At 67.6% G+C, this 25642-nt stretch carries 22 protein-coding genes and 3 tRNA genes; 11 read left to right on the plus strand and 14 right to left on the minus strand.

Features of this window, described 5'->3' with window-relative positions; genetic code table 11:
* Positions 1-23: 23 nt before the first annotated feature.
* The 3 genes from VT85_RS02540 to VT85_RS02550 all read right to left on the minus strand — a co-directional run bounded on the left by VT85_RS02540 (position 24) and on the right by VT85_RS02550 (position 3259).
* Positions 24-1763 (minus strand): HAD-IIB family hydrolase, encoded by a 1740-nt coding sequence (locus VT85_RS02540; RefSeq protein ID WP_068410047.1) that lies wholly within the window; start codon positions 1761-1763, stop codon positions 24-26.
* 139 nt (positions 1764-1902) lie between these two features.
* Positions 1903-2091 carry a hypothetical protein gene (locus VT85_RS02545; protein ID WP_068410050.1) on the minus strand — a complete coding sequence of 63 codons (189 nt, stop codon included), beginning with the start codon at positions 2089-2091 and terminating at the stop codon, positions 1903-1905.
* 76 nt (positions 2092-2167) lie between these two features.
* Entirely contained in the window at positions 2168-3259 is a 1092-nt protein-coding gene (locus VT85_RS02550; protein ID WP_068410053.1) for a DUF1559 domain-containing protein, read from the minus strand.
* Positions 3260-3623: 364 nt separating this feature from the next.
* Between VT85_RS02550 and VT85_RS02555 the strand changes: the two genes are divergently transcribed.
* A complete protein-coding gene (locus VT85_RS02555; RefSeq protein WP_068410056.1) occupies positions 3624-3953 on the plus strand; it encodes a hypothetical protein in 330 nt (109 codons plus the stop codon).
* Positions 3954-4072: 119 nt separating this feature from the next.
* The gene (locus VT85_RS26465; RefSeq protein WP_082858307.1) at positions 4073-4261 is read left to right on the plus strand and encodes a twin-arginine translocation signal domain-containing protein; all 189 of its coding nucleotides are present in this window, start codon (positions 4073-4075) and stop codon (positions 4259-4261) included.
* 110 nt (positions 4262-4371) lie between these two features.
* On the opposite strand, the gene VT85_RS02560 is transcribed toward VT85_RS26465, so the two are convergent.
* Positions 4372-5448 (minus strand): DUF1559 domain-containing protein, encoded by a 1077-nt coding sequence (locus VT85_RS02560; protein WP_068410059.1) that lies wholly within the window; start codon positions 5446-5448, stop codon positions 4372-4374.
* Between the two features lie 416 nt (positions 5449-5864).
* Between VT85_RS02560 and ilvB the strand changes: the two genes are divergently transcribed.
* Together ilvB and VT85_RS02570 are read left to right on the plus strand one after the other, a co-directional pair.
* Positions 5865-7670, plus strand: a complete 1806-nt coding sequence (gene ilvB, locus VT85_RS02565; protein WP_156512635.1) for a biosynthetic-type acetolactate synthase large subunit — start codon at positions 5865-5867, stop codon at positions 7668-7670.
* Between the two features lie 320 nt (positions 7671-7990).
* Positions 7991-9496, plus strand: coding sequence for a succinate CoA transferase (locus VT85_RS02570; protein ID WP_068410065.1), 1506 nt, complete (start codon positions 7991-7993; stop codon positions 9494-9496).
* A 69-nt stretch (positions 9497-9565) separates the two neighbouring features.
* On the opposite strand, the gene VT85_RS02575 is transcribed toward VT85_RS02570, so the two are convergent.
* Together VT85_RS02575 and xerC are read right to left on the minus strand one after the other, a co-directional pair.
* A complete protein-coding gene (locus tag VT85_RS02575) occupies positions 9566-11134 on the minus strand; it encodes a sigma-54-dependent transcriptional regulator (RefSeq protein ID WP_068410068.1) in 1569 nt (522 codons plus the stop codon).
* A gap of 245 nt (positions 11135-11379) precedes the next feature.
* Positions 11380-12264 carry a tyrosine recombinase XerC gene (gene xerC, locus VT85_RS02580; RefSeq protein ID WP_068410071.1) on the minus strand — a complete coding sequence of 295 codons (885 nt, stop codon included), beginning with the start codon at positions 12262-12264 and terminating at the stop codon, positions 11380-11382.
* Between the two features lie 281 nt (positions 12265-12545).
* Between xerC and VT85_RS02585 the strand changes: the two genes are divergently transcribed.
* The 4 genes from VT85_RS02585 (at position 12546) to VT85_RS02600 (ending at position 15683) form a co-directional block, all read left to right on the plus strand.
* Positions 12546-12618: transfer RNA gene (locus tag VT85_RS02585), tRNA-Met, on the plus strand.
* A 402-nt stretch (positions 12619-13020) separates the two neighbouring features.
* Positions 13021-13093: transfer RNA gene (locus tag VT85_RS02590), tRNA-Met, on the plus strand.
* 203 nt (positions 13094-13296) lie between these two features.
* On the plus strand, positions 13297-13761 hold the full coding sequence (locus VT85_RS02595) for an acyl-CoA thioesterase (protein WP_068410074.1): 465 nt from the start codon (positions 13297-13299) through the stop codon (positions 13759-13761).
* Between the two features lie 293 nt (positions 13762-14054).
* Positions 14055-15683, plus strand: coding sequence for an RNA polymerase sigma factor (locus VT85_RS02600; protein ID WP_068410078.1), 1629 nt, complete (start codon positions 14055-14057; stop codon positions 15681-15683).
* Positions 15684-15685: 2 nt separating this feature from the next.
* Here the strand turns inward: VT85_RS02600 and VT85_RS02605 are convergent, their stop codons facing one another.
* From VT85_RS02605 to VT85_RS02615, 3 genes are all read right to left on the minus strand, one after another.
* Complete coding sequence (locus VT85_RS02605; RefSeq protein ID WP_068410081.1) at positions 15686-16363, minus strand: tetratricopeptide repeat protein; 678 nt, start codon at positions 16361-16363, stop codon at positions 15686-15688.
* 159 nt (positions 16364-16522) lie between these two features.
* Positions 16523-17239 carry a ribose-5-phosphate isomerase RpiA gene (rpiA, locus tag VT85_RS02610; RefSeq protein ID WP_197491056.1) on the minus strand — a complete coding sequence of 239 codons (717 nt, stop codon included), beginning with the start codon at positions 17237-17239 and terminating at the stop codon, positions 16523-16525.
* A 186-nt stretch (positions 17240-17425) separates the two neighbouring features.
* The gene (locus VT85_RS02615; protein ID WP_068410087.1) at positions 17426-18478 is read right to left on the minus strand and encodes a linear amide C-N hydrolase; all 1053 of its coding nucleotides are present in this window, start codon (positions 18476-18478) and stop codon (positions 17426-17428) included.
* A 237-nt stretch (positions 18479-18715) separates the two neighbouring features.
* Here VT85_RS02615 and VT85_RS02620 point away from each other — a divergent pair, with 237 nt between their 5' ends.
* A complete protein-coding gene (locus tag VT85_RS02620) occupies positions 18716-19714 on the plus strand; it encodes a helix-turn-helix domain-containing protein (protein ID WP_068410090.1) in 999 nt (332 codons plus the stop codon).
* 27 nt (positions 19715-19741) lie between these two features.
* On the plus strand, positions 19742-20323 hold the full coding sequence (locus tag VT85_RS02625; RefSeq protein WP_068410093.1) for a DUF417 family protein: 582 nt from the start codon (positions 19742-19744) through the stop codon (positions 20321-20323).
* A 72-nt stretch (positions 20324-20395) separates the two neighbouring features.
* On the opposite strand, the gene ycaC is transcribed toward VT85_RS02625, so the two are convergent.
* Positions 20396-21016 (minus strand): isochorismate family cysteine hydrolase YcaC, encoded by a 621-nt coding sequence (gene ycaC / locus VT85_RS02630; protein WP_068410096.1) that lies wholly within the window; start codon positions 21014-21016, stop codon positions 20396-20398.
* Positions 21017-21330: 314 nt separating this feature from the next.
* On the opposite strand from ycaC, the gene VT85_RS02635 reads away from it, so the two are divergent.
* Positions 21331-21930, plus strand: a complete 600-nt coding sequence (locus tag VT85_RS02635; protein ID WP_156512636.1) for a PEP-CTERM sorting domain-containing protein — start codon at positions 21331-21333, stop codon at positions 21928-21930.
* A gap of 581 nt (positions 21931-22511) precedes the next feature.
* Here the strand turns inward: VT85_RS02635 and VT85_RS02640 are convergent.
* The 4 genes from VT85_RS02640 to VT85_RS02655 all read right to left on the minus strand — a co-directional run bounded on the left by VT85_RS02640 (position 22512) and on the right by VT85_RS02655 (position 25470).
* Positions 22512-22585, minus strand: a tRNA-Pro gene (locus VT85_RS02640).
* Positions 22586-22676: 91 nt separating this feature from the next.
* Entirely contained in the window at positions 22677-23324 is a 648-nt protein-coding gene (locus VT85_RS02645) for a hypothetical protein (protein WP_068410104.1), read from the minus strand.
* A 525-nt stretch (positions 23325-23849) separates the two neighbouring features.
* A complete protein-coding gene (locus tag VT85_RS02650) occupies positions 23850-24731 on the minus strand; it encodes a ParB/RepB/Spo0J family partition protein (RefSeq protein ID WP_068410108.1) in 882 nt (293 codons plus the stop codon).
* Positions 24724-25470 (minus strand): ParA family protein, encoded by a 747-nt coding sequence (locus VT85_RS02655; RefSeq protein WP_068410111.1) that lies wholly within the window; start codon positions 25468-25470, stop codon positions 24724-24726. Before VT85_RS02655 ends, VT85_RS02650 begins: the two co-directional genes overlap by 8 nt.
* Positions 25471-25642 lie beyond the last annotated feature (172 nt).

Raw genomic sequence — 25642 nt, forward strand, 5'->3', positions numbered from 1 at the left:
GACCCTTCGGGCGCGTCCGCCGGTCAGGCCGACGTGACGCGCTCGGCGGGGAGGGTGTAGCGTTCCTCGATCGCTTCCTTGATCTTGGCCCGGCTCTCCTCGGCGGAGAGGCCCGAGGTGGAGGCGACCTGCTCCGCGGCCTCGGCGAGTTCGTCGTCCTTGATGCCTTCGCGGAACCACTGAGCGTAATCCCCCTGCTGGAGATGGTGCTGCCAGGTGGCCTCGTCGACCCCTTCGGCAATCTGGAGGAACGCCACCAGATTCTGGGCGCGGAGGTTGAGCTTCTCTTCCGGCCCCTTGAAATAGAAGCTGCGGTCGGCGCCCAGGTTCCCCTCGGCGTACTTGCGGCTGTGGCGGCGCCGCTGGGCCTTCGGCGGCGTGGTCTTGACCCGGATCGGCGGGCGGTCCTCATCCTTGGGGAACCAGGCGAGCGCCTCGCCCCGCTCCAGCGTGACGGCCTCCAGGCCCTTCGGCTCGGGCCTGCCGGACGCCTCGCAGAACTTGCGGATCGTCTTCTCCGGCCCCTCCCCCACGGCCAGGAGCAGGTCGACGGCCTCCAGGAGCGGCGGCGCGATGCTGTCCGGGTGGACGGTGATGAAGAGCATCCCCTGGAGCCGATTGGGGATCACCAGCGGGGCCAGCTCCCAGGTCGCCGGCATCAGGTGGTGGACCTCGTCGATGATGAACCAGTGCGGCCGGCCGGTGTGGGCGCGGAGGTCCTGGAGCCGGGGGAGGAGCTGGTCGGAGAAACTGGGGCGGTCCTTCAGGTCGATGCCCAGCATGTTGACCGAGACGTCCTCCATCTCGGGACGGGCCAGCAGCTCCTCGACCTCCTCGACGGTCGGCGGGTGCTTGGGATCGCCGAGCTTCATGGTCAGCTCCAGCTCGTCGTAGTCCCCCTCGGGATCGACGATGACGAACTGGTAGCGGGATTCGCTCAGCCGCTCCAGGAAGCCGCTGGTCAGCGTGGACTTGCCGCTGCCCGAGGTTCCCGCGACCAGGATGTTCCGGCCGTAGGGGGGAATGCGGACCTCGCGGCCCTGTTCGTCCTCGCCGATCAGGATGTCGTGACGGGCGAGCTTCGGCTCCAGCGCGGCGAGGTCGTCTTCCAGGAGATGCTCGATAAGCTGGACGACGCCCCGGCCGTGGTCCCCGGTCGTGGTCCAGTCGGCCCGTTCCTTGAGGGAGTCGAGCGCGTTGGAGACGGCCACGGCGCACTCGCTGGACGCCAGGAAGGCGTGGTCGTTCTCGGCGTCGCCGACCCCCGCCACGTTGTGCGCCGAGAGGCCCAGGTCGCGCATCGCGGCCTCCAGCCCGGTCGCCTTGTTGACGCCCGAGGGGAGGATCATGACGGCCCCCTTGTTGAAGATGACCTGGAGTTCCAGGCCCATCTCCCGGACCACTTCGAGCACCGTCGTCTCGTGCGGCTCCCAGGTGGCCACGATCACCCGGCCCACCGAGATCGGGCCGACGCCCCGGGCCTTGAGCCGCTCGACGAATTCGGCCGGCGGCGGCTCACCCAGAGGGACCTCCTCCTTGTCGGCGGGGCGGTAGAGCAAGGCCCCGTTCTCCGCGACGAGCCGGTCGAACAGGTCGATCTCGGGGAGGATCTCCAGGAGCTCGTCCAGCTCCCGGCCCGTGACCATAACGAGCTTCCGCCCCGACTCCTTCAGCCGGCGCAGGGCTTCGATCGTCGGCGGGTCGACGCGGCCGTCGGTGGCCAGCGTCCCATCATAATCGGCGGCGAGTACGTGATAGCGCATCGTGGGTCTCTCATTAGGGACGGGATTCCCCGATCGAGAGCAATTCACGCGCCAAAAACGAGAACGCCCGGCCTTCCCGCAAGGGGCGAGGGGCCGGGCGTTCGCGATGGATTTGGATTCATCCGGGTGGGTCCGGACCTCAGTTGCGGGCCTTCCGGCCAGGGGGCGGCGGGGGCTGCATCTGCTGGATCTTTTTCGAGGCTTCCAGGCCGGCGTCCGGGCGGGTCTCTTCAACCACGGGCGTCGTCGTTCCGCCATCGCCGCAGCCGGGGAGGGCGGAGAAGGCCGCCAGGATGAGGCCGACCGACATGATTCGCACCAAAGACATGAGACGATCCTCTTCGCGTTCGTCGAAAGGAGAGGGAAAGGCCGAGCGTCGCGGACGCCCGGCCTCCAGGACGTCGTCAGAGCGAGTCGGAGCTGACGATTTCACCGCCGGCCCGAGTGCCGATCGCCCACCAGGTCGGCAGCGCGATGCTGTCCTTGATGAACCGAACGGAGCCGTCCGCCATGCAGGTGTTCACGCCGCCGGTGTGGTTGCTGCTGGGAGACATGGCGTCGATGGCCTGGCCCGGGGGATAGTCCTGGGCCATGCAGGAGATGCCGTTGGGCGAGTTCACGTGGGAGTAGGTGTTGAACCGGAGCGTGTTGGCGTGCGAGCCCGCCCAGACCGCGCCCGCGATCCAGCCGTTGTTCGTCGTCCCGGCCGTGCTGGTGGTGCCGGGCAAGGAGCGACAGGCCGCCACGAAGGCCTGGGCCTCCGCGACGCCCCCCGTGTCCGCCGTGACGGTCGGCACGGGCCCGAAGACCACCCGCCTCGCGTTGGCCGAGCTGACGGTGAAGTCGCCGCTCGCCAGGCCGACCAGCCGTTCGCTGAACGCCACGGTGTTCGACGTGCCGTCGGTCAGGCTCTGGATGCCGACCGTCCCGAGGTTGGCGGGGTAGTTCGTCCCGACCGCCGTGTTGGCGTCTTCACGCATCGGGATGATCACGCCGCTCCAACTCCCCATCGACGCGGGGCCGCCGATGTTGCCGGCATAGTTCATCCAGGACGAGCTTTGCCACGGACCGGTGGCCACACTCTCCGACGGGCAGATGAACGTCGCCACTCGCGCCCGACAGACCGTCTGGTAGTTCTGCGGCTGGTCGGCCCCGAAGGAGTAGTTCGCCGCGTTGGCGAGCGCCTGCTGCTCCATGTTCGGCATCAGCGACGCGGCCCAGCCCAGCGGCCAGTTGCCCCAGCCAGGGCTCCCGGTCGTCTCCGGGCGCCACATGTTGCCGCAGAGCGGCGGGAAGGAGTTCTGCGAGGAGACGTAGTTGTGGAGCCCGAGCCCCATCTGCTTGAGGTTGTTGATGCACTGGGCGCGACGGGCGGCTTCGCGAGCCGCCTGCACGGCGGGAAGCAAGAGGGCGATGAGGACGGCGATGATCGCAATCACGACCAGCAGCTCGATCAGCGTGAAACCGGAATTCTTACGCGAGGCAGCGACAGACATGCACTTTTCTCCAGAGAGGTAGGCGCGACGAAGCTTCGCAGCGAGGGCGGCGAAGCCCCGCAGACCCAGGGAACGGAACTGATTCGAATGGAAGAACTCTAGGGAAGGGACGTCCTGAGTACACTCCATTGTATGCGGATAAATCAAGAGGAACTTCCCTGGATAAGCCCTCCCGGGATCGCCTACGTGGTTGCATCATTCACGTGAGTCGCGGGCGAAGGCGCTCATCCGACATTCATGATCAGATGCTGCCGGAGCGGGACGCGGCCGGCGGTCATTCCCTATTGCGGGATTTGACGCGGAGCTATGATACTTCCAGGATTCGTGGGGCTGCGGGCTGGGGAAACCAGGGAGAGGGAGTGCGATGGGAAGGCCGTTGAATCGTCGGGATCTGCGGGCGGCGGCGGATGCGGCCGCGGCGCGGGGAATCCCTCTAGGGCCTGAGTCCGGGGGCCGTCCCCGCGCCAAGGCTGATGCGTCGGGGCTGAAGCCGAAACCGTCGGTCGCGCCCCGGATGAAGATCGTGTGGGCGGTTTGCGACCTCGGCGGTCGGACGGTCGCGAAGTACGAGTTCGCCCAGAAGGCCGAGGCCGAGGCCCGGATCGCCGAGCTCAAGGCCAAGGGGAAGGGGAACCACTTCCTCCGCTCCCTCAAGGAGCCGATCGGCTGGTCGGGCACGTCGTCCGACGAGTGACGCCCGCCTCCGTCTCGAGGGCCGGTTGACGGGGCGATCGCGAGCGTTTAGGGTCATGGCGAGCCGCCCGCACGAGGCGGGCCGCCCTCTCCATCATTCGGTAGATCGAAAGGTTCAATATGGACAGGCGAGGATTTTTGGTCGGCCTTTGCGCCGCGGTGGGCGCGTGCGGACTGCTGGCCGGCTGCGGCGAGGCGGGAAGCAACATCCCCGAGGAGCGGGTGATCTCGAAGGAAGACTCCGATGCCATGATGAAGGGACTGGAGGAAGGCCGCAAGGGGATGAACCAGGCGAGCGGCAAGAAGTAAGAGACGTACTGCCTTGAAACGCGACGAGGCCGCCGCCGGGATCGACCCGGCGGCGGCCTCGTTCGTTTACGCCCGACGCCCCGGGCATGCGGCCCGGGGCTCGATCGGGATCAATAGGAGTCGGAGCTGACGACCTCGCCGCCGGCCCTGGTGCCGAGGGCGTACCAGGTCTGCAAGGCGATGGCGTCCTTGATGAACCGGACGGAACCGTCGGCCAGCGCGACGTTCACGCCGCCGGAGTGGTAGCTGCGAGGCGTGTGGAAGCCGTAGCCGATGCCGTAGGTGCCCCAGTTGGAGCAGTCGGGCGTCTTGCTGTTGGGGGTGATCATGAAGTTGAACGTCGTCTGGCTGTAATTGCTGTTCGCCCAGTGGGCGCCCGCGTGGTCCCAGGTGCTCGTGGGGTTCGTCTTCGCGAACTGGGCGCAGGCGGGCATCATCGAGGTGAGGATGATCTGGGTGTTGCCGGCGGACGAGGCGACGTACACGGGCTGTGCGTTGGGCTCCGGCATGCCGGCGCCGACGTAGATGTCGCTGGGGCTCTTCTTGGTGGCGCTGTTGTCGCCGCGCGAACGCTCGGCGAAGGCGACGGTGTTGGAGGTGCCGTCGGTGATCGCCGCGATCGTCCCCGCGCCGAACGCGGACGGGCCGCCGGCGTCGTTGTCGGGACGGCCGAACACGCCGGCGCCCTCGGGGCGGGAGTGCCAGTCGTAGTTGGTGCCGTTGGACAGCATGTAGTTGTTGCGACCGACGCCGCCGCCGTCGCTCGGGCAGAGGAACGCGGAGATGACCGTGCGGCACGCCGTCGCCTGGATGGTATCCAGGTCGTACGAGTACATGAACTGCATGCCCCAGGCGTAGTTGAACGCGTTGGCGATGCTCTGCTGCTCCAGGTACGGGAGCATCAGCGTCAGGCCGCTGCGCCCGTGGGCGGCGTCCTGGGCGGCCCAGTTGGAGCCGGGGCGTCCCACGACCTGGTTCCAGGGGAACGCGCCGTTGGCGGACTCGTAGTTGTGCAACGCCAGGCCGAGCTGCTTCAGGTTGTTGACGCACTGAGAGCGGCGGGCGGCCTCGCGGGCCGATTGCACGGCGGGAAGCAAGAGGGCGATGAGGACGGCGATGATCGCGATCACGACCAGCAACTCGATCAGGGTGAAACCGCGACGGTTTCGTGAGACGGCATGATGCATGCGTGAGTTTTCCGAGAGAGGGAGCGATGGAGACCCGTTCGCACGATTCGGGCCGGGCTGACGCCGGCACCTCAAGTGACCAAGTGCTACATAGACAACATCTCACCCCGTCTCGCAACCCCTTACTTGCGGAAACCGACCTGCGGAGGTGGCTTCGGGACCGGAACGATCGCTCCTGATCGGCCCGGCGGCCCGGTCCCTGTGGGTCGTCGATCCTTCGCGTATCCAACGGCTCCCTGGGGACGGACCGGGGCGCGAACCTCGATCGAGTCCGTCGGCTCTGGCAGTTGCGGGCCGCCGGGCCGGGTTTTCGCGCCCGGTCGGGTTGTGGCCTCGCGAGGGGATCGATTACAATCGCGCGTTTCCGGGTGCAGGTCGCCGGCCCCGGGGGCGCGTCCCGAGTTTTCGGACGCGGGATGTCGAAGGCTCGGCGAACGAGACGAGGGACGCACGTGGCCGCCACAGACAATTGCAAGGTTCCGACCGCTACGAAGCCCACGACCGGAGCGGACGTCCTGGTCGAGTCGCTGGCGAGGCACGGCGTCGAGGTCGTCTTCGCGTATCCGGGCGGGGCGAGCATGCCCATGCACCAGGCGCTGACCCGGTATCGCGACCGGATCCGCACGATCCTCCCCCGCCATGAGCAGGGGGGCGTCTTCGCCGCCGAGGGCTACGCGCGGGCCAGCGGCAAGCCGGGGGTGGTGATGTCCACGTCCGGGCCGGGCGCCCTGAACCTCGTCACCGGCCTGGCCGACGCCAAGCTGGACTCGATCCCCCTGGTGGCGATCACCGGCCAGGTGCCGACCCACGTCATCGGCAGCGACGCCTTCCAGGAGACCCCCACGGTCGAGGTCTGTCGGGCGATCTGCAAGCACACCTATCTCGTCCAGGACGCGAGGGACATCGCGCGGGTGGTCAAGGAGGCGTTCTACCTGGCGACCACCGGCCGCCCCGGGCCGGTCCTGATCGACATGCCCAAGGACATCCAGAACACGATCGTGTCGAACCCCGACTACGACGTCGAGATGGACCTCCCCGGCTATAAGCTCCCCCCTCCCCCGACCGAGGCGAAGATCCAGGAGGTCCTGGACGCCCTCAAGACCTGCGAGCGGCCGATCATCTACTGCGGCGGCGGCGTGCTGGCGTCCGACGCCGGCGAGCTGCTCAAGGAGTTCGCCGTCAAGGCCGGCATCCCCGTGGCGATGACCGTCCACGGCCTGGGGGCGATGCCCAGCGAACACTACCTGTCGCTGGGCATGCTCGGCATGCACGGGACCGTCTACGCCAACACGGCGATCAACCACGCCGACCTCCTGCTGGCCCTGGGGGTCCGGTTCGACGACCGCGTGACCGGCAAGCTCACCGAGTTCGCCAAGCACGGCCGGATCGTCCACGTCGACATCGACGCCTCGGAGATCAACAAGAACAAGTTCGCCCACATCCCCATCCACTCGGACGTCAAGTCGTTCCTGGAGGAGATCTCCCCTCGGGCGGTGGCCGGCGACTACCGGGCCTGGCACAAGCAGGTCGACGCCTGGCGCGCCGCCGACCCGATGACCTACGATCAGCGCGACGACGCCATCCTGCCGCAGTACGTCCTCGACGAATTCTCCAAGCTCACCAAGGGAGAGTTCCTCATGTCGACGGGCGTCGGCCAGCACCAGATGTGGGCCGCGCAGTGGACGAAGTTCAACCGGCTTCGGACCTGGATCACCTCCGGCGGCCTGGGCTCGATGGGCTACGGCCTCCCCGCCGCGATGGGCGCGCAGGCCGCATTCCCGGACGCCCTGGTGGTCGACATCGACGGCGACGGCAGCTTCGTGATGAACATCCAGGAGCTGGCGACGGTCTTCTGCGAGAACCTGCCGGTCAAGGTGATCGTCCTTAACAACCAGCACCTGGGGATGGTCGTCCAGTGGGAGGACCGCTTCCATCAGGGGAATCGGGCCCACACCTACCTCGGCCCCGTCGACCATCCCGAGGCCGTCGGCCAGGGCGGCGGCGAGCTTCCCGAGGTCACCTATCCCGACTTCGTGGCCATCGCCAAGGGCTTCGGCGTCGCCGCCCGCCAGGTTCGTGCGAAGGCCGACCTGGTCGATGCGCTCAAGGAGATGATCGCCCACAAGGGGCCCTACGTGCTCGACGTCCTGGTCCCTTACCAGGAGCACGTCCTCCCCATGATCCCCGCCGGCGGCACCTTCCGCGACATCATCAAGAGCTGACCGCCGGACGACCGGCGAGGGACGAACACGACGAACGGCGGCGGGCCACGGCTCGCCGCCGTTCGTCGTTTCCGGGCCTTGCGTCTTGCAAGGGGCCGGCGATCGGAGAGAATGGAGTTCCTGGAGGGCCACCCTGGGGAACCGGCGATCGCGCCCTCCGTCTTCTCTCGATGACGTCCCGATCGACGCCCTCGCCCGGAGCCTCGGACGCGAAGCCTCGATCTCCGCCCCCGCCTTCCCGCAAGGTTCCCCCACCGCGACGAGGGGACGCGCGGGGGCCTCATCGATCCTTCGATCTGAAGAAAGTTCGAGTCTTACCGATGGGAAGCTCATTTCCAGCCCTCACCGCCGAGGAGGCGGCCGAGCTGATCCCGCACGGCGCGATGGTGGGGACCAGCGGCTTCACGCCCGCCGGCTCGCCCAAGGTCGTGCCCGCCGCCCTGGCGAAGCGGGCCAAGGCCCTCCATGACAAGGGGGAGAAGTTCCAGATCCGACTGCTGACCGGCGCCTCCACCGGCGCGCTCTGCGACGACGCCCTCGCCGAGGCCGACGCGATCAGCTGGCGGGCACCGTACATGACGTCGGGGCCGCTCCGGAAGCTGGCGAACTCCGGCCGGGTCGACTTCATCGACATGCACCTATCGCACGTCGCCCAGGTCACCGCCGGCGGCTTCCTCGGCAAGATGGACGTCGTCATCGTCGAGGCCTCCGACGTCACCTCGGACGGGCGGGTCTACCTGACGACCGGCATCGGCAACGCGCCCACGTTCCTCGACCAGGCCGAGCGGGTGATCATCGAGCTGAATTCGTTCCACCCGCCTCGCGTTGCCGAGCTGGCCGACATCTACATGCTCGCCGCGCCCCCGCTCCGCGACCCGATCCCCATCCAGGACCCGCTGGACCGGATCGGCACGACCTACGCCCAGGTCGACCCGAAGAAGATCGTCGGCGTGGTCCCCAGCAATCTTCCCGACGGCGGCCGGCCCTTCTCCGCGCCCGACGCGACCAGCCACGCCATCGGCGAGCACGTCTGCCGGTTCCTCCTCGACGAGATCGCCGCCGGCCGCATCCCCCGCAAGTTCCTGCCGCTCCAGAGCGGCGTGGGGAACGTCTGCAACGCGGTCATGGCCTCGTTCGCCGCCAATCCCGACTTCCCCAAGTTCAAGATCTACACGGAGGTCCTCCAGGACACCGTGATCGACATGATCGTCCGCGGCAACGTCCTGGGGGCGAGCACCTGCTCCCTGACCCTGTCCGACGAGAAGCTCCGCTTCTTCTACGACCACTTCGACGACTTCGCCGACCGGATCGTGCTCCGTCCCCAGGAGATCTCCAACAGCCCGGAGGTCTCGCGGCGGCTGGGGGTCATCGCCACCAACACGGCGATCGAGGTGGACGTCTACGGCCACGTCAACTCGTCCCACTTCTTCGGGACCCAGATGATGAACGGCCTGGGAGGCAGCGGCGACTTCGAGCGGAACGCCTACCTGTCTTTGTTCATGTGCCCGTCGGTCGCCAAGGGGGGGCGGGTCTCGACCATCGTGCCGATGTGCACCCACGTCGACCACAACGAGCACTCGGTCCAGGTCATCGTCACCGAGCAAGGCCTGGCCGACCTCCGCGGCCTCGCGCCCACCGCGCGGGCCCGGGCCATCATCGACAACTGCGCGCACCCCGCCTATCGCGACTATCTCCACCACTACATCGAATCCGCGCCGATGGGCCATCTTCGCCACGACATGAGGCGCTGCTTCGAGCTCTGTAACAACTTCCTGGAGACGGGATCGATGCTGCCCGACCTGGACCTCAAGCAGTTCGAGGCCTGAGTCGGAGCGCCCCCGGCGAGAGGGGGGGCGAGGCGAGAAGGGGGAGGCTTGTGGGTCGACCGAGCAAGCTCAGTCGACCCACATCGGCTCGTCGACGAGCAGCCCGTACTTCTTCATCTTCTTGTAGAGCGTCGTGCGGTTGATGTCCAGCATCCGCGCGGTCTCCTGGCGGTTCCAGTTGAGCGCCTGGAGGGCCTGGATGATGATCTGCTTCTCGGGCTCCTCCAGCGCCTCCTTCAGGGGCCGGATTCCCATCGGCAGGTGGGGCCGGCCGTTGTTCGTGCGCGCCCCCCGGCCGCCCCGGTGCGGGTTCAGGATCGGCCCCAGGTGGGTCGCGGTGATCCGGGGACCGTGGCAGAGCACCACGGCTCGCTGAACGACCCCTTGCAACTCGCGGACGTTCCCCGGCCAGTCGTGGCGCTGGAGGACCTCCAGGGCGTCCCGCGTGAAGCCGGCCACGTTGCGGTCGAACTGCTCGGCGAACTTCGACCGGAAATGCTCGGCCAGGAGCTCGACGTCGTGGCCGCGATGCCGGAGCGGCGGCATCGCCAGGCGGAGCGAGCTGATGCGCTGGTGCAACTCCTGGCGGAACCTCCCCTGCTCTACCAGGGAACCCAGGTCCTCGCTGGTGGAGAGGATGATCCGGGCCATGGCCCGCCGGTAGCCCCCCGACCGCCCGGAGGCCGCCTCCATATCCTGAAGCTGGATCTCGCGAAGGAGCTGGAGCTGGAGCTGCGAGTCCAGCGCCCCCACCTCCTCGATGAAGAGGGTCCCCCCCGCGGCGCGGGCCAGCTTGTTCGTCCATTCCAGGCCGAGGTTCTTCTGGGGTGAGGCCGGGCCGTCCTGAGCGTCACCCGCCGAGCTTTCGATCAGCTCGGCCGCGTGCAGGGCGACGAACGGACGGTCCCCATGACCCGCGCCCAGGTGGAGCCGCAAGGCCAGCTCCGACTTCCCGGTCCCCGGCTCTCCCTCGATCAGGACGGTCGCCGAGGAGGCGGCCAGCGATCCCGCCAGCCCCAGGATCTGACGCAGGCAAGGGTCGGCCCCAACGAAGTCGCGATCGGCGGCCTGGTCGATCGGGGCGGTCCCGACGTGCTCCGCGAGGGCTTCGGCCGCAGGTCCGTCACTTCCCTGATACGCGGAGTAGGAGGAGTCCGACGCGACCGAGGCGTTCGAGGCCCCCGGCCCGCCGCCGAACCCTGGGCGAGAGCCCGAGGCCGGGTCGAGCGGGCCCCCCGACGCGAAGGAGGCCGACGACGGCCGGCGGTCGGCGTTCTGCTCGAGCGCCTGCAAGACCGCGGCGCGAAGCTCGGCGGCCGGGGCGGGGTATCTCAGAACCGCCGCCGCCCCCTGCTTCGTCGCCTCCTTCGCCCGCTCCGCATGGAGGCGGGGGAACATCAGGACGACCGGGGTGCGGGCGTGCTTCCGCCGCACGTAACTCAAAAGTTCGAGGCAGTCCGAATCGCCCGGGTCGACGCTCGCGAGCACGAGGTCCGCGGGGTCCCGCTCCAGAAGCCGGAGCGCCGTGCGATCGTTGGGCGCCTCGTCGATGACGTGGCCCAGCGACTTCAGCATCGAAGTCAGCAACGCCAGGCCGCTGGCGTCGGGGCAGACGATGAGGATTCGATTCTTGTGCATTCGGTTGCCTTCTCTCGGTGTTCCCGCCTGAGCCGCAGCCCTGGACGGCGAGCCTCAGGTGGACGGGCGACGAGCCTGGGCCGATCCGCCCCGGACGGATCGGCAAGTCGGAAATCATGGGGCGTTCGTCATTTGCAACGCCGCATCGACTGCTCGACTCGCATGTCTCTCTGAATGAACGTCTAAGTCACGGATGCATCACAGTCAAAGAGAAGATCCCCGCCGAGGCCGTCCTTTCGCACGATTCAGGCACGAGGATGCGCGCCCTGGTAGACGTCCAGGAGCCGCTCCTGGGTCACGTGAGTGTAGATCTGGGTCGTGGTCAGGTTTCGATGGCCGAGCAACTCCTGCACGCTCCGAAGGTCGGCCCCTCGGTCGAGCAGGTGGGTCGCGAAGCTGTGGCGGAGCGTGTGCGGGCTGGCCTCGCTGCGGACCCCCGCGCGGGCGAGGTGGTCCTCCAGCAGCCTCCCCACGCTGCGAGACGTCAGCCGGTCGCCGTAGCGATTGAGGAACAGCGCCCGCTCGTCGGCGTGGCGAGGGGTCCGGGACGCCAGGTGGGCCCGGATCCAGTAGACGGCCATCGCCCCGATCGGGCAGAGTCGCTCGCGTTTGCCCTTGCCTCGCACCCGCACCAGCTCTTCCTCCAGGTCCAGGTCCTCCAGGTCGAGCCCCACCACTTCGCTGACCCGCAACCCCCCGCCGTACAACGTCTCGAACATGGCCCGGTCGCGGCGACCCAGCGCCTCGCCGACGGGGATCGAATCGAGCAGACGGACCACCTCGTCGACCCGCAGGAGTTTCGGCAGCCGTTTGGGCTGCTTCGGATTGCGAAGCGCCGCCGCCGGGTCCGCGGCGAGCTCGCCGCCGCGACGGAGGAAGCGAAAGAACGAACGAAGGCTCGCCAGCCGCCGCGCCACCGTCGAGGCCGCATACCCCTGGCCGGTCAACCAGGCCGAATATCGGCGCAAACGTCGCGCGTCGACCGCCGCCGGATCGTCGGCCGGTCCCCTCGTCTCTTCCAGGAAGCGCAGGAAGAGCCCCAGGTCGTCCTCGTACGATCTCAGAGTATGCACAGAGGACTGCCGCTCAACTCGCAGATGGTCCAAGAACGCCTGGATTCGAGCTTTCACGTCGCTGGCCCTCGTCGATCGATCCCACCCTCCGGCCGACCCGCCTCGGCCGATCTCGCCACTTCCCTCATTCGGCTACTTCCCCGGTCCGACCCTCCCCATTTCCCGAGATCCCCCGCCCCACCACGGTCTCCTCCCCTCTCGATGCGAGGGGCCTCTCAACTGCAAATCCCGTCCCAATCGCCTGTGGTCCCTCATGTATGGATGGTTTGTTGCGCAAAAAGCGGGCTGAAAAGGGAGTAGCCCCTTCTCACACCGGGGTCGACCTGCTAGTATTCAAGTGCGACGTGGAGCAGCGGCTAGCTCGCCAGGCTCATAACCTGGAGGTCGTAGGTTCGATTCCTACCGTCGCAATTCATCCTGCCTTTGCCCCCCCCCTTTGGCCGTCATCACTCTCCCGAGTGATAGCGGCCGATTCCGACGGCAGCCCTTTCCCTAAGTGGTGTCGCCTGGGTTTCACCGTTATGCGGACCTGAGCTTGGACGCGGCCTCGGCATTCGCTGATGCGTGCGGCGGTCAGGGACGCGTGAGGGGATTTTCGCATTTCGAAGGCCGCCGGGCCACCCCCAGGGGTGGCCATTTCGACGGTGGCTGGGCCTCTCTCTCGATGATCCACGGCGCGTCCTCGAAGAAGGTCGGAGGCGGCTCGATCGGCCATTGGTTCGATCCCGGTCGCTGGCCATCGGATTACGGCCGACTCGACGATTCGGGAGGGTAGCCCCTTCCCCTTCCGTCGGCGACCTGATAGTATCTCAGTGCGCCGTGGAGCAGCGGCTAGCTCGCCAGGCTCATAACCTGGAGGTCGTAGGTTCGATTCCTACCGGCGCAATTCGCTCCCACCCCATCTCCCTTCCCCCCCCTTGCGATCGTGATCCTCGGTCGAGCGATTACATCGAATCGGCACTCTGAATCGTCGCTTCTACGGCAGCCGTCGATGGTTGCGGAAAGCCTGGGATCGTGCTAGATTCAAGGTGTTGACAGCGGCCGGACGAGGTCCGCAGAGGCCGCGACGGAAACCGGGGATGGGACGGCATGGCACCTTCGCAATCGCACGACGTCGAGACCCTCACCCACCGACTCGTCCTGCCCCGCGACGCCAACCACCACGGGACGCTGTACGCCGGTTCGCTCCTCTCGCTCGCGCTCGAGGCCGGCTATTCGACGGCTTACCACGCCGCCGGGCTCGACGCCAACCTCGTCCTCAAGCGCGTCCTCGACCTCCGCTGCTACGTTCCCGTACCGATCGGTCGCGTCATCCAGATCCGAGGTCGTCAGATCCATCGCGGCACCGCACAAATCGTCGTGGCGCTCTGGGGATCGCCATTGAACGGCAAGAATTCGCCCTGGATGGACGGCGTCATGCAATTCGTCCACGTCGACCCCCAGGGTCGACCCGAACCGCTTCTCGGCGAGCCTCCCGACGCTCCCGAGGAACTCGAACATCCCTGGTTACGTCTCCGTGATCGGACCCGGCGACTCCTTCAGATTCGGCAATGATCATCTCCTGGGTTGCCCTGACTTGCATTCCAGCAAGCATTCAATGTTCGTCTCAGTATTCCTACGCTCGATTTTGACGACAGGGACACCCCCTCACTCCGATTTTTCGACATGGGGCGGCGTACGGGCCTAAAAATGTTGCCCGGCGCGGGCGAAACCGGCCGTCCGGATCGACGAAGTCTCCTGGATCGAGCGACAGTCCTCGAAGAAATCACCGAAATCACGTATCCGGTTCGCCGTCGTCACGCAGTACTGTTCTGGTCATCCTGAAGACGAACGGGGGGCGGACGGTCATGACGCGGCTCACGGGGACTCGGCGCGACGAACTTGCGTGCTCGATCGAGCGGTTGTTCGACGCAGGTTCGGTCGTCGGGCTGACGGAGTCGCAGCTCCTGGAGCGGTTCGCCAGCCGTCGCGACGAGGGGGCCTTCGCGGCGATCGTGGAGCGTCACGGGCCGATGGTCCTGGGCGTCTGCCGACGATCGCTCCGCGATCCCCACGACGCCGAGGACGCATTCCAGGCCGTCTTCCTGATCCTGGCGCGCAAGGCGGGGGGGCTGCGGTGCAAGGAGCAGGTCGGGAACTGGCTCTACGGCGTGGCCTGCCGCGTCGCGGCCCGCGCCCGCGTCGAATCCATCCGTCGTCGGGCGAAGGTCGCGACGACCGACGACGGCGCGCGGCTTGAGGTCGACGTCCGCAAGCCCTCGGCCGACGACCCCGCGCACGCCCTGGCCTGCGAGGAGGAGTGGGTCCGGCTCCACGAGGAAATCCGGAGGCTGCCGGGTCGCTATCGCGGGCCGGTGGTCGCCTGCTATTTCGAGGGGAGGACGCACGAGGAGGCGGCCGCGCTCCTGGCCTGCCCCGTCGGGACGGTCAAGGGCCGGCTCGCCCGCGCCCGCGACCTGCTTCGCCGCCGCCTGGGGTCCCCGGGAGCGGCGGTCCTGGAGGCCGTGCTGGCGACCGCTTTCGCGTCGGCCGAGCTTCGCGCCGGAGTGCCGGCCTCGCTCGCCACTGAGACCGTGCATCACGCCCTGGCCCTCGCCGCCGCCCCGTCCGTCGCCTGGATGACCACCCCGGCGCTTTCGCTGTCGGTCCGAACTCTCACCGAAGGAGTCCTCCAGGCCATGTTCCTCACCCAGATCAAGATGGCGTCGCTTGCCGCGATCCTGGCGTCCACGGGCTTGCTCGTCGCCGGGGCCTCGTTCGCCTCCTCCCAGGACGGGGCCGACGACGGCCGGGAATTCGCTGCAACGACAGCCACCACCGTCCCTGAGAAGGCTGGGTCGCCGATCGCCAAGGCGACCGCCACGCAAACCAAGCAGACCGTCGGCGGCGGCGGGATGGGCGGGATGGGGATGATGCCCGGGATGATGATGGGCGGCGGGGGAGCGTCGGAACCTTCGCCGGCCGAGGTCCGCCAGAAGATCGCCGGGCTCTCGGCCTCGATCTCCAATCTCGATGAGAATCCCCAGAACGAGGCCCTTCGCGAGGCGCTGGCCTCCCCTTTCACCCTGCGGACGGACGAGGATCATTCCACGCTCGGCGGCCTGCTCGATCAGATCAAGGGATCGGTGAAGACGGCTGACGGCAAGAAGATCCCGATCTACGTCGATCCGGTGGGCCTGGAAGAGGCCGGGGCGTCCCTCGATTCGCCGGTGTCGATCGATCTGGAGGACGTCCCGCTGAAATTCTCGCTCCGGCTGATGCTCAAGCAGATCGGCCTGGCCTACTGCGTCCGCGACGGGGTGTTGATCATCAGCTCCCTCGAAGGCGTCCAACAGGAGTTGCTGGAAGCCCAGAGAGAGCTGATGGGCCTCCACCCCGACAAGGTCATCATGGGGCCGGACGGGCCGAGCTTCGGGTTCGGCGGCATGGGCGGCATGGGAGGCGGCAGAGGGGGAATGGGTCAAGGGATGCGCTGAGGTCAATCCTCGAAGCGTCCTGAGCGCGCGGCGGCTTCCGAGGTGCGGAGGCCGCCGCTTTCGCGCGCCGCCTTGGTCCGACGGCGAGGCGGCTTGATCCGGAGCGTCTGGCGGACGTCCCGGAGGGCGAGCTTGGCGGACCGGTATCGGGGATCGATCTGGAGGGCGGCCTCGAAGCAGCCGGCGGCCTCGTCGTGGCGGCCAAGGGCGCGGAGGACCAGGCCGAGGTTGAGGAACGCCTCGTCGCGGCAGCCGTTCTCGCACCGGGTGGCGGCGCGGTGGGCGGCTTCGGCCTCGTCGAGGCTGCCCGACTGGGCGAGCAGGCCGCCGAGGTAGATGTGGGCGCCCGCCTCATCCGGCGCGGCGTCGACCGCCCGGCGATACCACGACGCCGCCTCCTGGTGGTCGCCCCGGGCCTTGTGCAGGTGGCCCATCTCGGCCAGGGGGATCCAGAGCCTGGCGGTCGGGCAGAGCGCGATCGCGCGCCGGATCGCCGATTCGGCCTCCTCGTAGCGAGCCAGCTCGATGAGCGCCGAACCCAGCAGCTTCCAGGCGGGGCCGCAGTCGGGATGTCGGGCGACGAGTTCCCTCGCCCTCGCGACGGACAGGGCCGGAAGCCCGGCCCGGTGCGCGGTGCGGAGGCGTTCCCAGCGGGACTGGACCCACGTCTTCGTCTTCATGGCGAGCTGCTCCTGGTACGGACTCGGGCTCCGCTCCACGCGACCCATGCGCGAGCTGTACCAGGAACGATCAGCGAACGAGGCCCGGAGATTCCAGGAATCCGGAAAAGTCGCCGGAATCCTCGATCTCGCGGGCCGTCTTCAGTTCGGCGGCGAGGGTCAGGCGCAGCCGGTCCAGCGCCGGGCGTGGGTGACGATCTGCTCGGCGCCATCGGCGCGGCCGACGACCAGGAGGTCGCAGAGGCCGAGGAACAGGCCGGTCTCGAAGACTCCGACGACCGACTTGAGGCCGGCTTCGAGCGACTCGGGGTCGGCGAGCGTCGAGAACCGACAGTCGATGATGAGGTTGCCGCCGTCGGTGACGAACAACATCCCCTCGGCGGTGCGCCGCAGCGACGTCTCCGCGCCGAGCTTCTGGAGCCGGCGCTCGACGTGCCGATGGCCCAGGCGGCTGACCTCGACCGGCACGGGGGATTCGGCGCCCAGGCGTTCGACGATCTTTTCCGGGGAGACGATCGTCACCCGGCGTTTGGCCGCGCAGGCGACGATCTTCTCGCGGAGCAAGGCCCCGCCCCGCCCCTTGATCATCCGGTACTGGGGGTCGATCTCGTCGGCGCCGTCGATGTTGAGGTCCACCGACGGGACGTCGTCGACGCCGCGCAGGGGGATGTTCAGCTCGCGCGCCTGCTCGGCCGTGGTGACGCTGGTCGGCACGCCGATGAATTCCAGGCCTTCCTGGGCCACCCGCTCGCCCAGCCGCTTGACCAGCAGGCTGGCGGTCGAACCCGACCCCAGCCCGACGATCATCCCCGACTGGACCAGATCCGCCGCGCTCCGCGCCGCGTGAACCTTCGCGACGTCCGCTTCGAGTGCCAAGACCATGCGCCTTCAAGGGGGGACAGCCCGGCCGGACGCAGCCGGCCGAGGTCGACGCCGCCCGTGCGGGGGGGCGTCGACGTTCCAGTTTGCTCGCTCGCCGCCGCTTCGCCGAACGAACCATTAGAACCGCTGGCGGCGGCTTTGACCAGCCATCCACGGCCTCGCTCCGAGCTTCGACCGCCTTTACTCGGGCTTGCCGGGGAGGAACGGGAACGGCGAGGAGGGCTCGAATTCCGACGTCGCGTCGCCGGAGAAAGTCCGTCCCCCGGCCAGGGCCAGCTTCTTCACCGGGGCGCCCGGCTCGAAGTCCATCGCGTCGAGGGTCGCCCAGAAGATCGTGGGGCTGGTCGCCGAGTCGAAGTAAAGCGTCCGGTCCTTGAGGTCGTAGGCCGTCCGCCAGACCGTGCTGGCGATGTTCGGCCGACCGGGCGTCGTGATCCCGAGCGGCACCGAGGTGTTCCGGATCACGCCGAACAACGACGCCAGGGCCTGCCGCGCGTCGTCGGTCTTGGGGACGGCGTCGATGTAGAACGAGGCCCGGACGAAGCGGTCCGCGGCCCGGCTCGTCCCCGGGAGCATCGTCTCGCCGCCGATCTCCTTCCAGTACTCGTCGAGCGCGAGCTGCTGGTCGAAGGTGGGCGAATTCGTCATGACCCGGAACTCGCGGCCGTGATGGATCACCAGCTTCCCCTTCACGTATTCGAAGACGGCCGAATCGCCCGAGGGGTCGACGATCGCCAGGTGGCCCTGCGCCGGATCGTTGTTCGGGAGGATCGGCGCGACGATCGAGAAGGGCTCGGCGCGAAGGGCCTCGACGGCCTCGGCGACGGTCGCGAAGTTGTCCAGGACGTACTGGGCCCAGGCCGCGATGGAGATCACCGGCCGGTCGCCGTCGGATCGCCCATAATCCGACTCGACGAGGTACAGCGTGTTCGCCACGAGCCCTTTCTCGTTCATCCCGTCGACGGAAGCCACCTCGTAGAACGAGCAGACCACGCTGCCGTACTTGCTGGCCCACTTCAGCGACCGCGGCCCGGCCGCCCCGTCGCGCTCCATCCCCCGGGGGAGGATGTAGAGGTTCGTCCCGGGGTCTTCCATCCAGTCCATCGACCGGGCGACGAGGACCCGTCCCTCGGGCCCGAGATACACGCATCGCGTGCAGGCCTCCAGGGGGCTCGGCCCCAAGGCGCAGCAGGCGAGTGCGACGAACATCCCGAAGAGGCGTTTCGCGTTCATGGCGGCTCCTGGTCTCCCGATGATCCCGACGACCGACCCTGGCGGATCGGCCGAGACGAATCAACTCTAGAAGGCCGGGGAGGATCGCGAGAACTCGGCGAGCGGGCGACGGAGTCCTGAGAAGGGCTCGCCCGGCGCGGCCCCGGCGGGGTATCCTCGACCAACCCCGGCCTGGAGCGAGGGCGATCGGCCCCGGATGCTCGCTCCGGCCCCGAACCGAGGACGAGGTCCATCCCCGTGGAGCCCGCTCGAAAGGACGACGCCGAAACGACGGCCATCCCCCTCCCCTTCGAGGATGGCTCGCGAGCGTTCCGGATCAGCGACCTGGCCGTCGACGGCCCCGCGTACGAACCGGAACGGACGAACTGCTTCCGCGTCTTCTGGGTCGAATCGGGCTCCGGGGCCTTCTGGACCGACGCCGCGCGGCATCCGTTCCACGCGGATCAACTCCTGTTCCTGGTGCCTTACCAGTCGAGCCGGTTCGTCCTCCGCGAGCCGCTGCGGGCCGCGGCGATCGCCTTCCACGCCAATTTCCTGTGCGTCGAGACGTTCCACGCCGAGACCGGATGCAGCGGCGTCCTGTTCAACGATCCGTACGGCCGGCCGATCGTCGGGCTGGAAGGAGAAGCCAGGGCGGACGTGGTCTCCCTGATCGACCGGATGCGTCGCGAGCAGGGCGAAGGCCGGCTGGCGCATCGCGAGGCGCTGCTGGCGTCGATGAAGCTGCTGCTGATCGCCGCCGCGCGTGTGAAGTCGCCCGGGGACGAGCCCGGCGGCCCGCGGACCGTCGATTTCCGGCATCCGGCGCTCGGGCCGCTCCGCGACCTGATCGAAGCGAACTATCGGGCCTCGCACGCGCCTTCGGACTACGCGGCGTGGCTCGACATGAGCCCGAAGACGCTCGGCCGGATCGTCCGCAAGCACCTGGGCAAGACCCTCACCGACCTGATCCGCGAACGCATCCTGACCCACGCCAAATGGCAGTTGCTCCATACGTTAAGGCCCGTGAAGGCGATCGCGGCCGAGCTGGGGTTCGAGGACGAACTCTACTTCAGCCGGCTCTTTCGCAAGGCCACCGGGGTCTCGCCCACGTTTTTCCGGGATTTCGAGACCGAAATCCGGGGCGGGAGCAATCTGTCCATGCCTTCGTCCCAGGCGTCCCTGTTCATCCCCCCCGAGACGGCCGAAAATCGAGAAGTCCCGTCGACGGACGGCGAGTATGCCGAGACGGTTTGAACATTGGAACGCCTGAGGGATTTCGCCATGACGACTCGACGACTCTTCGAAGCGGCCGCGCGGATGGATCGCGCGGGCGTCGCCGTGACCCGGGCGGGGCTCATCCTCGTCCTCCTCTGGATCGGCGGGCTCAAGGCTTTCCCATACGAGGCCGACGGAATCATCCCGTTCGTCGCCAATAGCCCGTTTATGAGCTTCTTGTTGAACGATCCGGGCGACTACAAGGCGCACCGAAACCCGGAGGGCGCGCTCGTCCCCGAGAATCGGGCCTGGCACGAACAGAACGGCACGTACCGATTCGCCTACGGCCTTGGGAGTGTGATCGTCCTTTACGGACTGTTGATCGCCCTGCATCCCTGGCTCCCGGGGGTCGCCACGGTCGGCAGCTTCCTCGTCGTCGTCATGTCGATCGTGACGTTATCGTTCCTGATCACGACGCCGGAATGCTGGGTGCCCGACCTCGGGGACGCGCATCATGGCTTCCCCTACCTCAGCGGGGCGGGGAGGCTGGTCGTGAAGGATGCCATCATGCTGGGCGCCGCGATCGTGACGATGGCCGATTCCGCGAAGGCGTATCTGAGGCGCAGCAGGGAGCCCTCCCCCGCCTGATCGGGCGGGGGCGAGAGTCGCGCCGCCGCAGGAACTAGGGCCAGGACGGCGAATGCACCTCCTGCGTCCTCGTTACCGGGCGTTGTGGCTGGAGATCAGGTTGGCGTAGCTCGGCAGGTGTTTGGCGAACAGCGCACCAAGCCCTTCCACGTCGTTCCGCCAGTCGCGGTGCAGCTCGCAGGCGACGGCGAACCAGGTCATGAGCTGCACGCCGGCGGCCTGCATCCGCGCCCAGGAGGCCTCGCGCGTGGTCGGGTTGAACGTCCCCGACGCGTCGGCGACGACGAAGACCTCGAACCCCTCCTCGATCGCCGAGAGCGCCGGGAAGGCCACGCAGACCTCGGTCACGACCCCGGCGATGATGAGTTGCTTCTTGCCCGTCGCCTTGACCGCCTTGACGAAATCCTCATTGTCCCAGGCGTTGATCTGGCCCGGCCTGGCGATGCAAGGCGCGTCCGGGAACAGTTCCTTGATCTCCGGCATGAGCGGGCCGTTGGGGCCGTTCTCGAAGCTGGTCGTCAGGATCGTCGGAAGGTTGAAATACCTGGCCGAATTCGCCAACGCCAGGACGATGTTCTTGAACTCGTCCGGCGCGAAATCGCGGACGAGGTTGCAGAGGCCCGACTGGTGATCGACCAGCAAGACCGCGGCGTCGTTCTTGTCCAGTCGGCGGTATTTGGGGGCGGCAGCCATGTCGAAATCCTGTTGATGGAGACGGGGACGAGGACGCTTCAGAGCCGCTCGTGCATCGTAGGGCCGAATTGCGCGATTTCGAGGGTTGCGCCGAGAACCTGCCGGATTTCCTCGGCGCAGGACGTCCTCCCGAGCCCGGGGCTGACGTCCCCCCCACAGCCTCGATCCTCGGATGGTCGCAGCCTCACCGACGCCCTGGAGGGCCGGCCCGGTTTCTTGAGAAACCTGGACTTGCCGCGACCGGAAATCTCTGTAGGTTGACCACCGCAGGCCTCCATGCAGAACTGCAATGGTCCTCTTTAGAGGGATTGGAAATGAACGCCAGCGTACGTGGTTTGATCACGTCCAAACACCGGGCCTGGGTCGTCGTACTCGGCTTCGGCGTCCTCTCCGCCTCGGCGCAGGCAAGCCCCGTGCGGTTCTCGACCTCGGGCTCTTTCGTGTTGCCGGCCGGCACCGTCGAACTCGCCGGGAAGACCGATGTCACGATCGGCGACGGCCCCCTCTCGCTCGGGACCCTCCCGATCGGTGAAAACCCCGGAGGCCTGGGCGCGGCACCGTTTCAGGTGAAGTTCACGTTCGACGGCCTCCCTGAGATTCAGGTGAGCGGGACCATCGCCTGGCTCGGATACAACGCGAATATGCCCGTGCACGATACGGTCGTGACCACGTCGGCGACCTCGAATCAGATCGGCCTCTACCCCGAGGTGTTCCAGCGCCTCATCGCCCATCCTGACTGGATGCACACGACCTCCTATCAGGGCTATCTGACGGACATGGAAGTCACCTTCGCGGTCAACCCGTTCGACCCCGACGCCCCGCGCACGGTGCCGGAACCGTCGACGGCGCTGCTCGCCGTCGCGGCGTTCGCCGGCCTGGCCTGGAAGGCTCGCCGACGATCTCTTCGGGGCTGACGTCCGCCGACGACGGTAGACGGCACGCCGTGGCCTCCGGCCAGATCTCGCGGGTTTCGTATCGAAATCCGTGAGATCCCAGGCCGTCGCGGCACCAGTCGAGGACGCTCCGCGCTCCCCCAGGCTCAACGCCGACCGAGAAAAGGTCGACCCGAACGGGGCGACATGACGCTCAAGCGTCGTCTCACCACGAGACCCGTACGAAACGCCTCGCGATGGCGATATTCCCCCCTGCATCGTCGTTTCGTCCCAGTCGGCATGGACTTCCGTCACGCCGGTGAGGGATGTCCGACCACGGACTACGCGACAGCGGGCCGAATCCCCCGGACCGCCTGGCAGTTGCTGGCCAAAGCAGTGCGATTCGCCCATAAACTCGAGCCTGGCTCGAATCAATTCCTTTGGAAACTTTGCCGACCCAGAGCCGTCGATCGTGACGAAGGCCGGATCGCGGTCTTTGCGGAAGTGAGAGAACGGGGGGGAGCGGCGTTCCAGGGGTTGGCGACGGTCAAAACCGGTTGATTACCGATTTCGGCTGCGCCGCCTATGAGCCCTAACCCAGGGCTGCGGTGAAGGATGGAAAATCGGGGCGACGGGATTCGAACCCATGACCTCCTGCTCCCAAGGCAGGCGCGCTACCAGGCTGCGCTACGCCCCGTGGCATCTGACATGACGCATCCTATGCGGAGTGGGCCGCGACGGTCAAGGGAAGCCTTGAGCGTCGCGGGGACCGACCCGAAAGCCCCGCCCTAGGGGACGGCCTGCGCGAGCGAGCCGCAAGGCGCGTGGTCTTGCGTGGGGCCCGACTCGGACAGCAGCGGCCACCGGATGCTCGCGTGGGCGCAGGGGCGGGAGGACCAGGAGACCCGCCCCTGATGTTCGGCGACCACTCGGGCGAGCAAGGGGAGGGCCAACGAACGCGCCGTGGCGGCCAGGGCCTCGTCGGGCGACGAGGGCCTGCGGGGGGTGGCGTCGAACATCTCCGAAGGCGACTCGCGCCATTCCACATGGAAACCCTGGGGGCTCGTCGACCAGCTCAGGGAGGCCTCCCCTCCCGGGGCGAGGGCCGCGGCTCGCCACGCGATGAAGGCGTCGAGGGCCGAGGCGAGCCGCATGGCGTCGAATTCCCCCGGTTCTTCTCGTTCGGGGGGCGTGATCGTCAGCGTGAGGTCCGCGCGGTCGAAGGCCGAGATCCAGCCCGGCCCGAACTCGTCGACGATCGCGCCGAAAGGGTGCCTGACCCTGGTCAGCGACATCGTGCGATAGATCGACTGGAGGAGGTCGAACAGCCGTTCCACCTCGGTATAGGTTCGGCTCAGTTCCTCCCAGCGTTCCGGGAGCGGCCCCGCCGCCGACCGCCTCGTGAGGTAGAACCCCATCTTCATGCTGTTGAGCATGTTTCGGCAGCGATGGTTGAACCCGCTGAGCGCCTGTCGGAGTGGTTCAAGTTGGCCGTCGTCGATGAATCGAAGCAGTGAATCGCTTAATCCGTCGTCCGCCGATCCATCATGCGGTTGTAGCGACATCGAGTTTGGCACCTGAACGTCGTGGATCGGCCGTCCGAGAACGGCCGTTCGAGGCCCCTGGCATCCGATCGATCAGCCCCGACCGATTCGCAGGCCGGGCCGGTTCGCTTCATGGTATGGCGAATTATGGCGGCCTTACGACCATTCTCGCAAGAGAGCGCTCTCTCGTGAGGTCATGGTCGACCTGCGGCGGGATGGACTGATCGGTGTCCCCCAGAAGGGCAAATCATGCGCCCGAAGCGAGCCAGAATCCAGACGGTCGGCGCGGCGGCCCAGAATAGAACAAGGGGCGCGACCCGTGGCGACGGGGCGCGCCCCTGATGGGCGGCTACTGGGATTCTCGAATTCCCGCGACCTCGGCGAAACGGGAAGGGTCGTTCCCGCCTCGCGCCGCGGTCAGCTCCCGCGAATGAGGGCGCAGACGCGGTCGAATTCTTCCTGGTTGTTGTAGTCGATGATGAACTGCCCCTTCTCGGCGGTGCGCGAGCGGATCAGCACGGAGGTGCCGAACCGCTGGAGGAGGTGCTGCTCCAGCTCGACGAGGTGGGGCGCCTTGACCAGCGTGTGGGCCGGATCCTTGCGGATCCGGGTCTTCGCCGGGGTCGGGACGCCGGTGGCGACGAGCGCCTCGGTCTGGCGGACCGAGAGCCGTTCGGCGATCACGCGGCGGCAGGCGACGATCTGGGCCTCGGCGTCGGGGAGGCCCAGCAGCGCCCGGGCGTGGCCCTGGGTGATCTCGCTGTCGCGGACGGCGTTGAGGATCTCCTCCGGGAGGTCCAGCAGCCGGATCAGGTTGGAGACGGTCGACCGATCCAGGCCGAGGCGGCCGGCGAGCTCCTCCTGCGTCCCGCCGTAGCGCGAGAGGTACTCGCGGAAGGCGGTCGCCTTGTCGACGGCGTTGAGATCCTCGCGCTGGAGGTTCTCGACCATCGCCAGCTCGAAGACCCGCTGATCGTCCAGGTCCATCACCCGCACGGGGATGTCGTGGAGATGGGCCTCGATGCTGGCGCGGAGCCGACGCTCGCCGGCGATGAGCTGGTATCGGTCGCCGATCGCCCGCACCAGGATCGGCTGGAGCACCCCGTGCTGGCGGATCGAGTCGGCGAGCGTCGCCAGCTCGGCCGGCGCGAAGTGCCGGCGGGGCTGATACGGATTCGGATCGATCTGATCCACGGCGACGTGGAGCAGCTCGGCTTCCTCCAGCGACCCGGGCTCGAATCCCCCTTCTTCGCGGCCCAAGAGAGCCTCGAGCCCACGTCCCAGGCGTCGTTTATTCACGGTCGATGACCTCCATGACAAGTTCCGTGTAGGCTCTGGCGCCCCTGGCCCTCGGCGCATAGTCGAGGACGCTCCGTCCATGGCTGGGCGCTTCACTGATGCTCACGTCGCGAGGGATGAGCGAATCGAAGACCGTCTCGTCGAAGTATTGACGGACCTCGTTCACCACCTCGTTCGCCAGGTCGAGCGCCGGGTCGTACATGGTCAGCACGATCCCGCCGATCTCCAGGCGGTGGTTGTCCTTGGCCTTGGTCTGGCGGGCCAGCTCGATGATCTGGGACAGCCCTTCCATCGCGAAGTATTCGCACTGGATCGGGATGTAGATCTCGGCGGAGGCTCCCAGCGACGCCCGCGTCAACTGCCCCAGCGACGGCGGGCAGTCGATCAGGACGTAAGTGAAATGGCTCAGTTCCCCGTTCAACTGCTGACGAAGGGTCGACGCCCGCTGGCGGTTCGAGGCCGAGAGCGCATCCGCGTCGGCCAGGCTTTGAGAGCCTGGCAGGACGAACAGGTTTGCCTGGGTCGTCTCGACGACTGTCTCGGCCAGCGGCTTTCCCGCCAGCAGCGGATGCCGCTGCGCCGGCTCCACGCCCAGCCCGCTGGTGGCGTTGCACTGGGGGTCGACGTCGATCACAAGCGCCGTGCGGCCGGACTTCGCCAGCCCGGCGGCGATGTTGATCGCGGTCGTCGTCTTCCCCACCCCCCCCTTCTGATTGGCCACGCTGATGATCTTGGCCATCCCGAATCCATCCTTCCCCGGAAGCCCCCGCCAATCCTCCTGTGCGGATTCATCGGCTGTCGCGGTCGGAAACTCGATTCGACTCGTCTTCCCCCTCCCCTTCTTCGGCGACCGCCGGAAATGGGGTAATCCAGGCGGACTCGACGGCCGACTCAACTCGACCCGATCGACA

The organism is Planctomyces sp. SH-PL62, from assembly GCF_001610895.1.
GTDB lineage: Bacteria > Planctomycetota > Planctomycetia > Isosphaerales > Isosphaeraceae > Paludisphaera.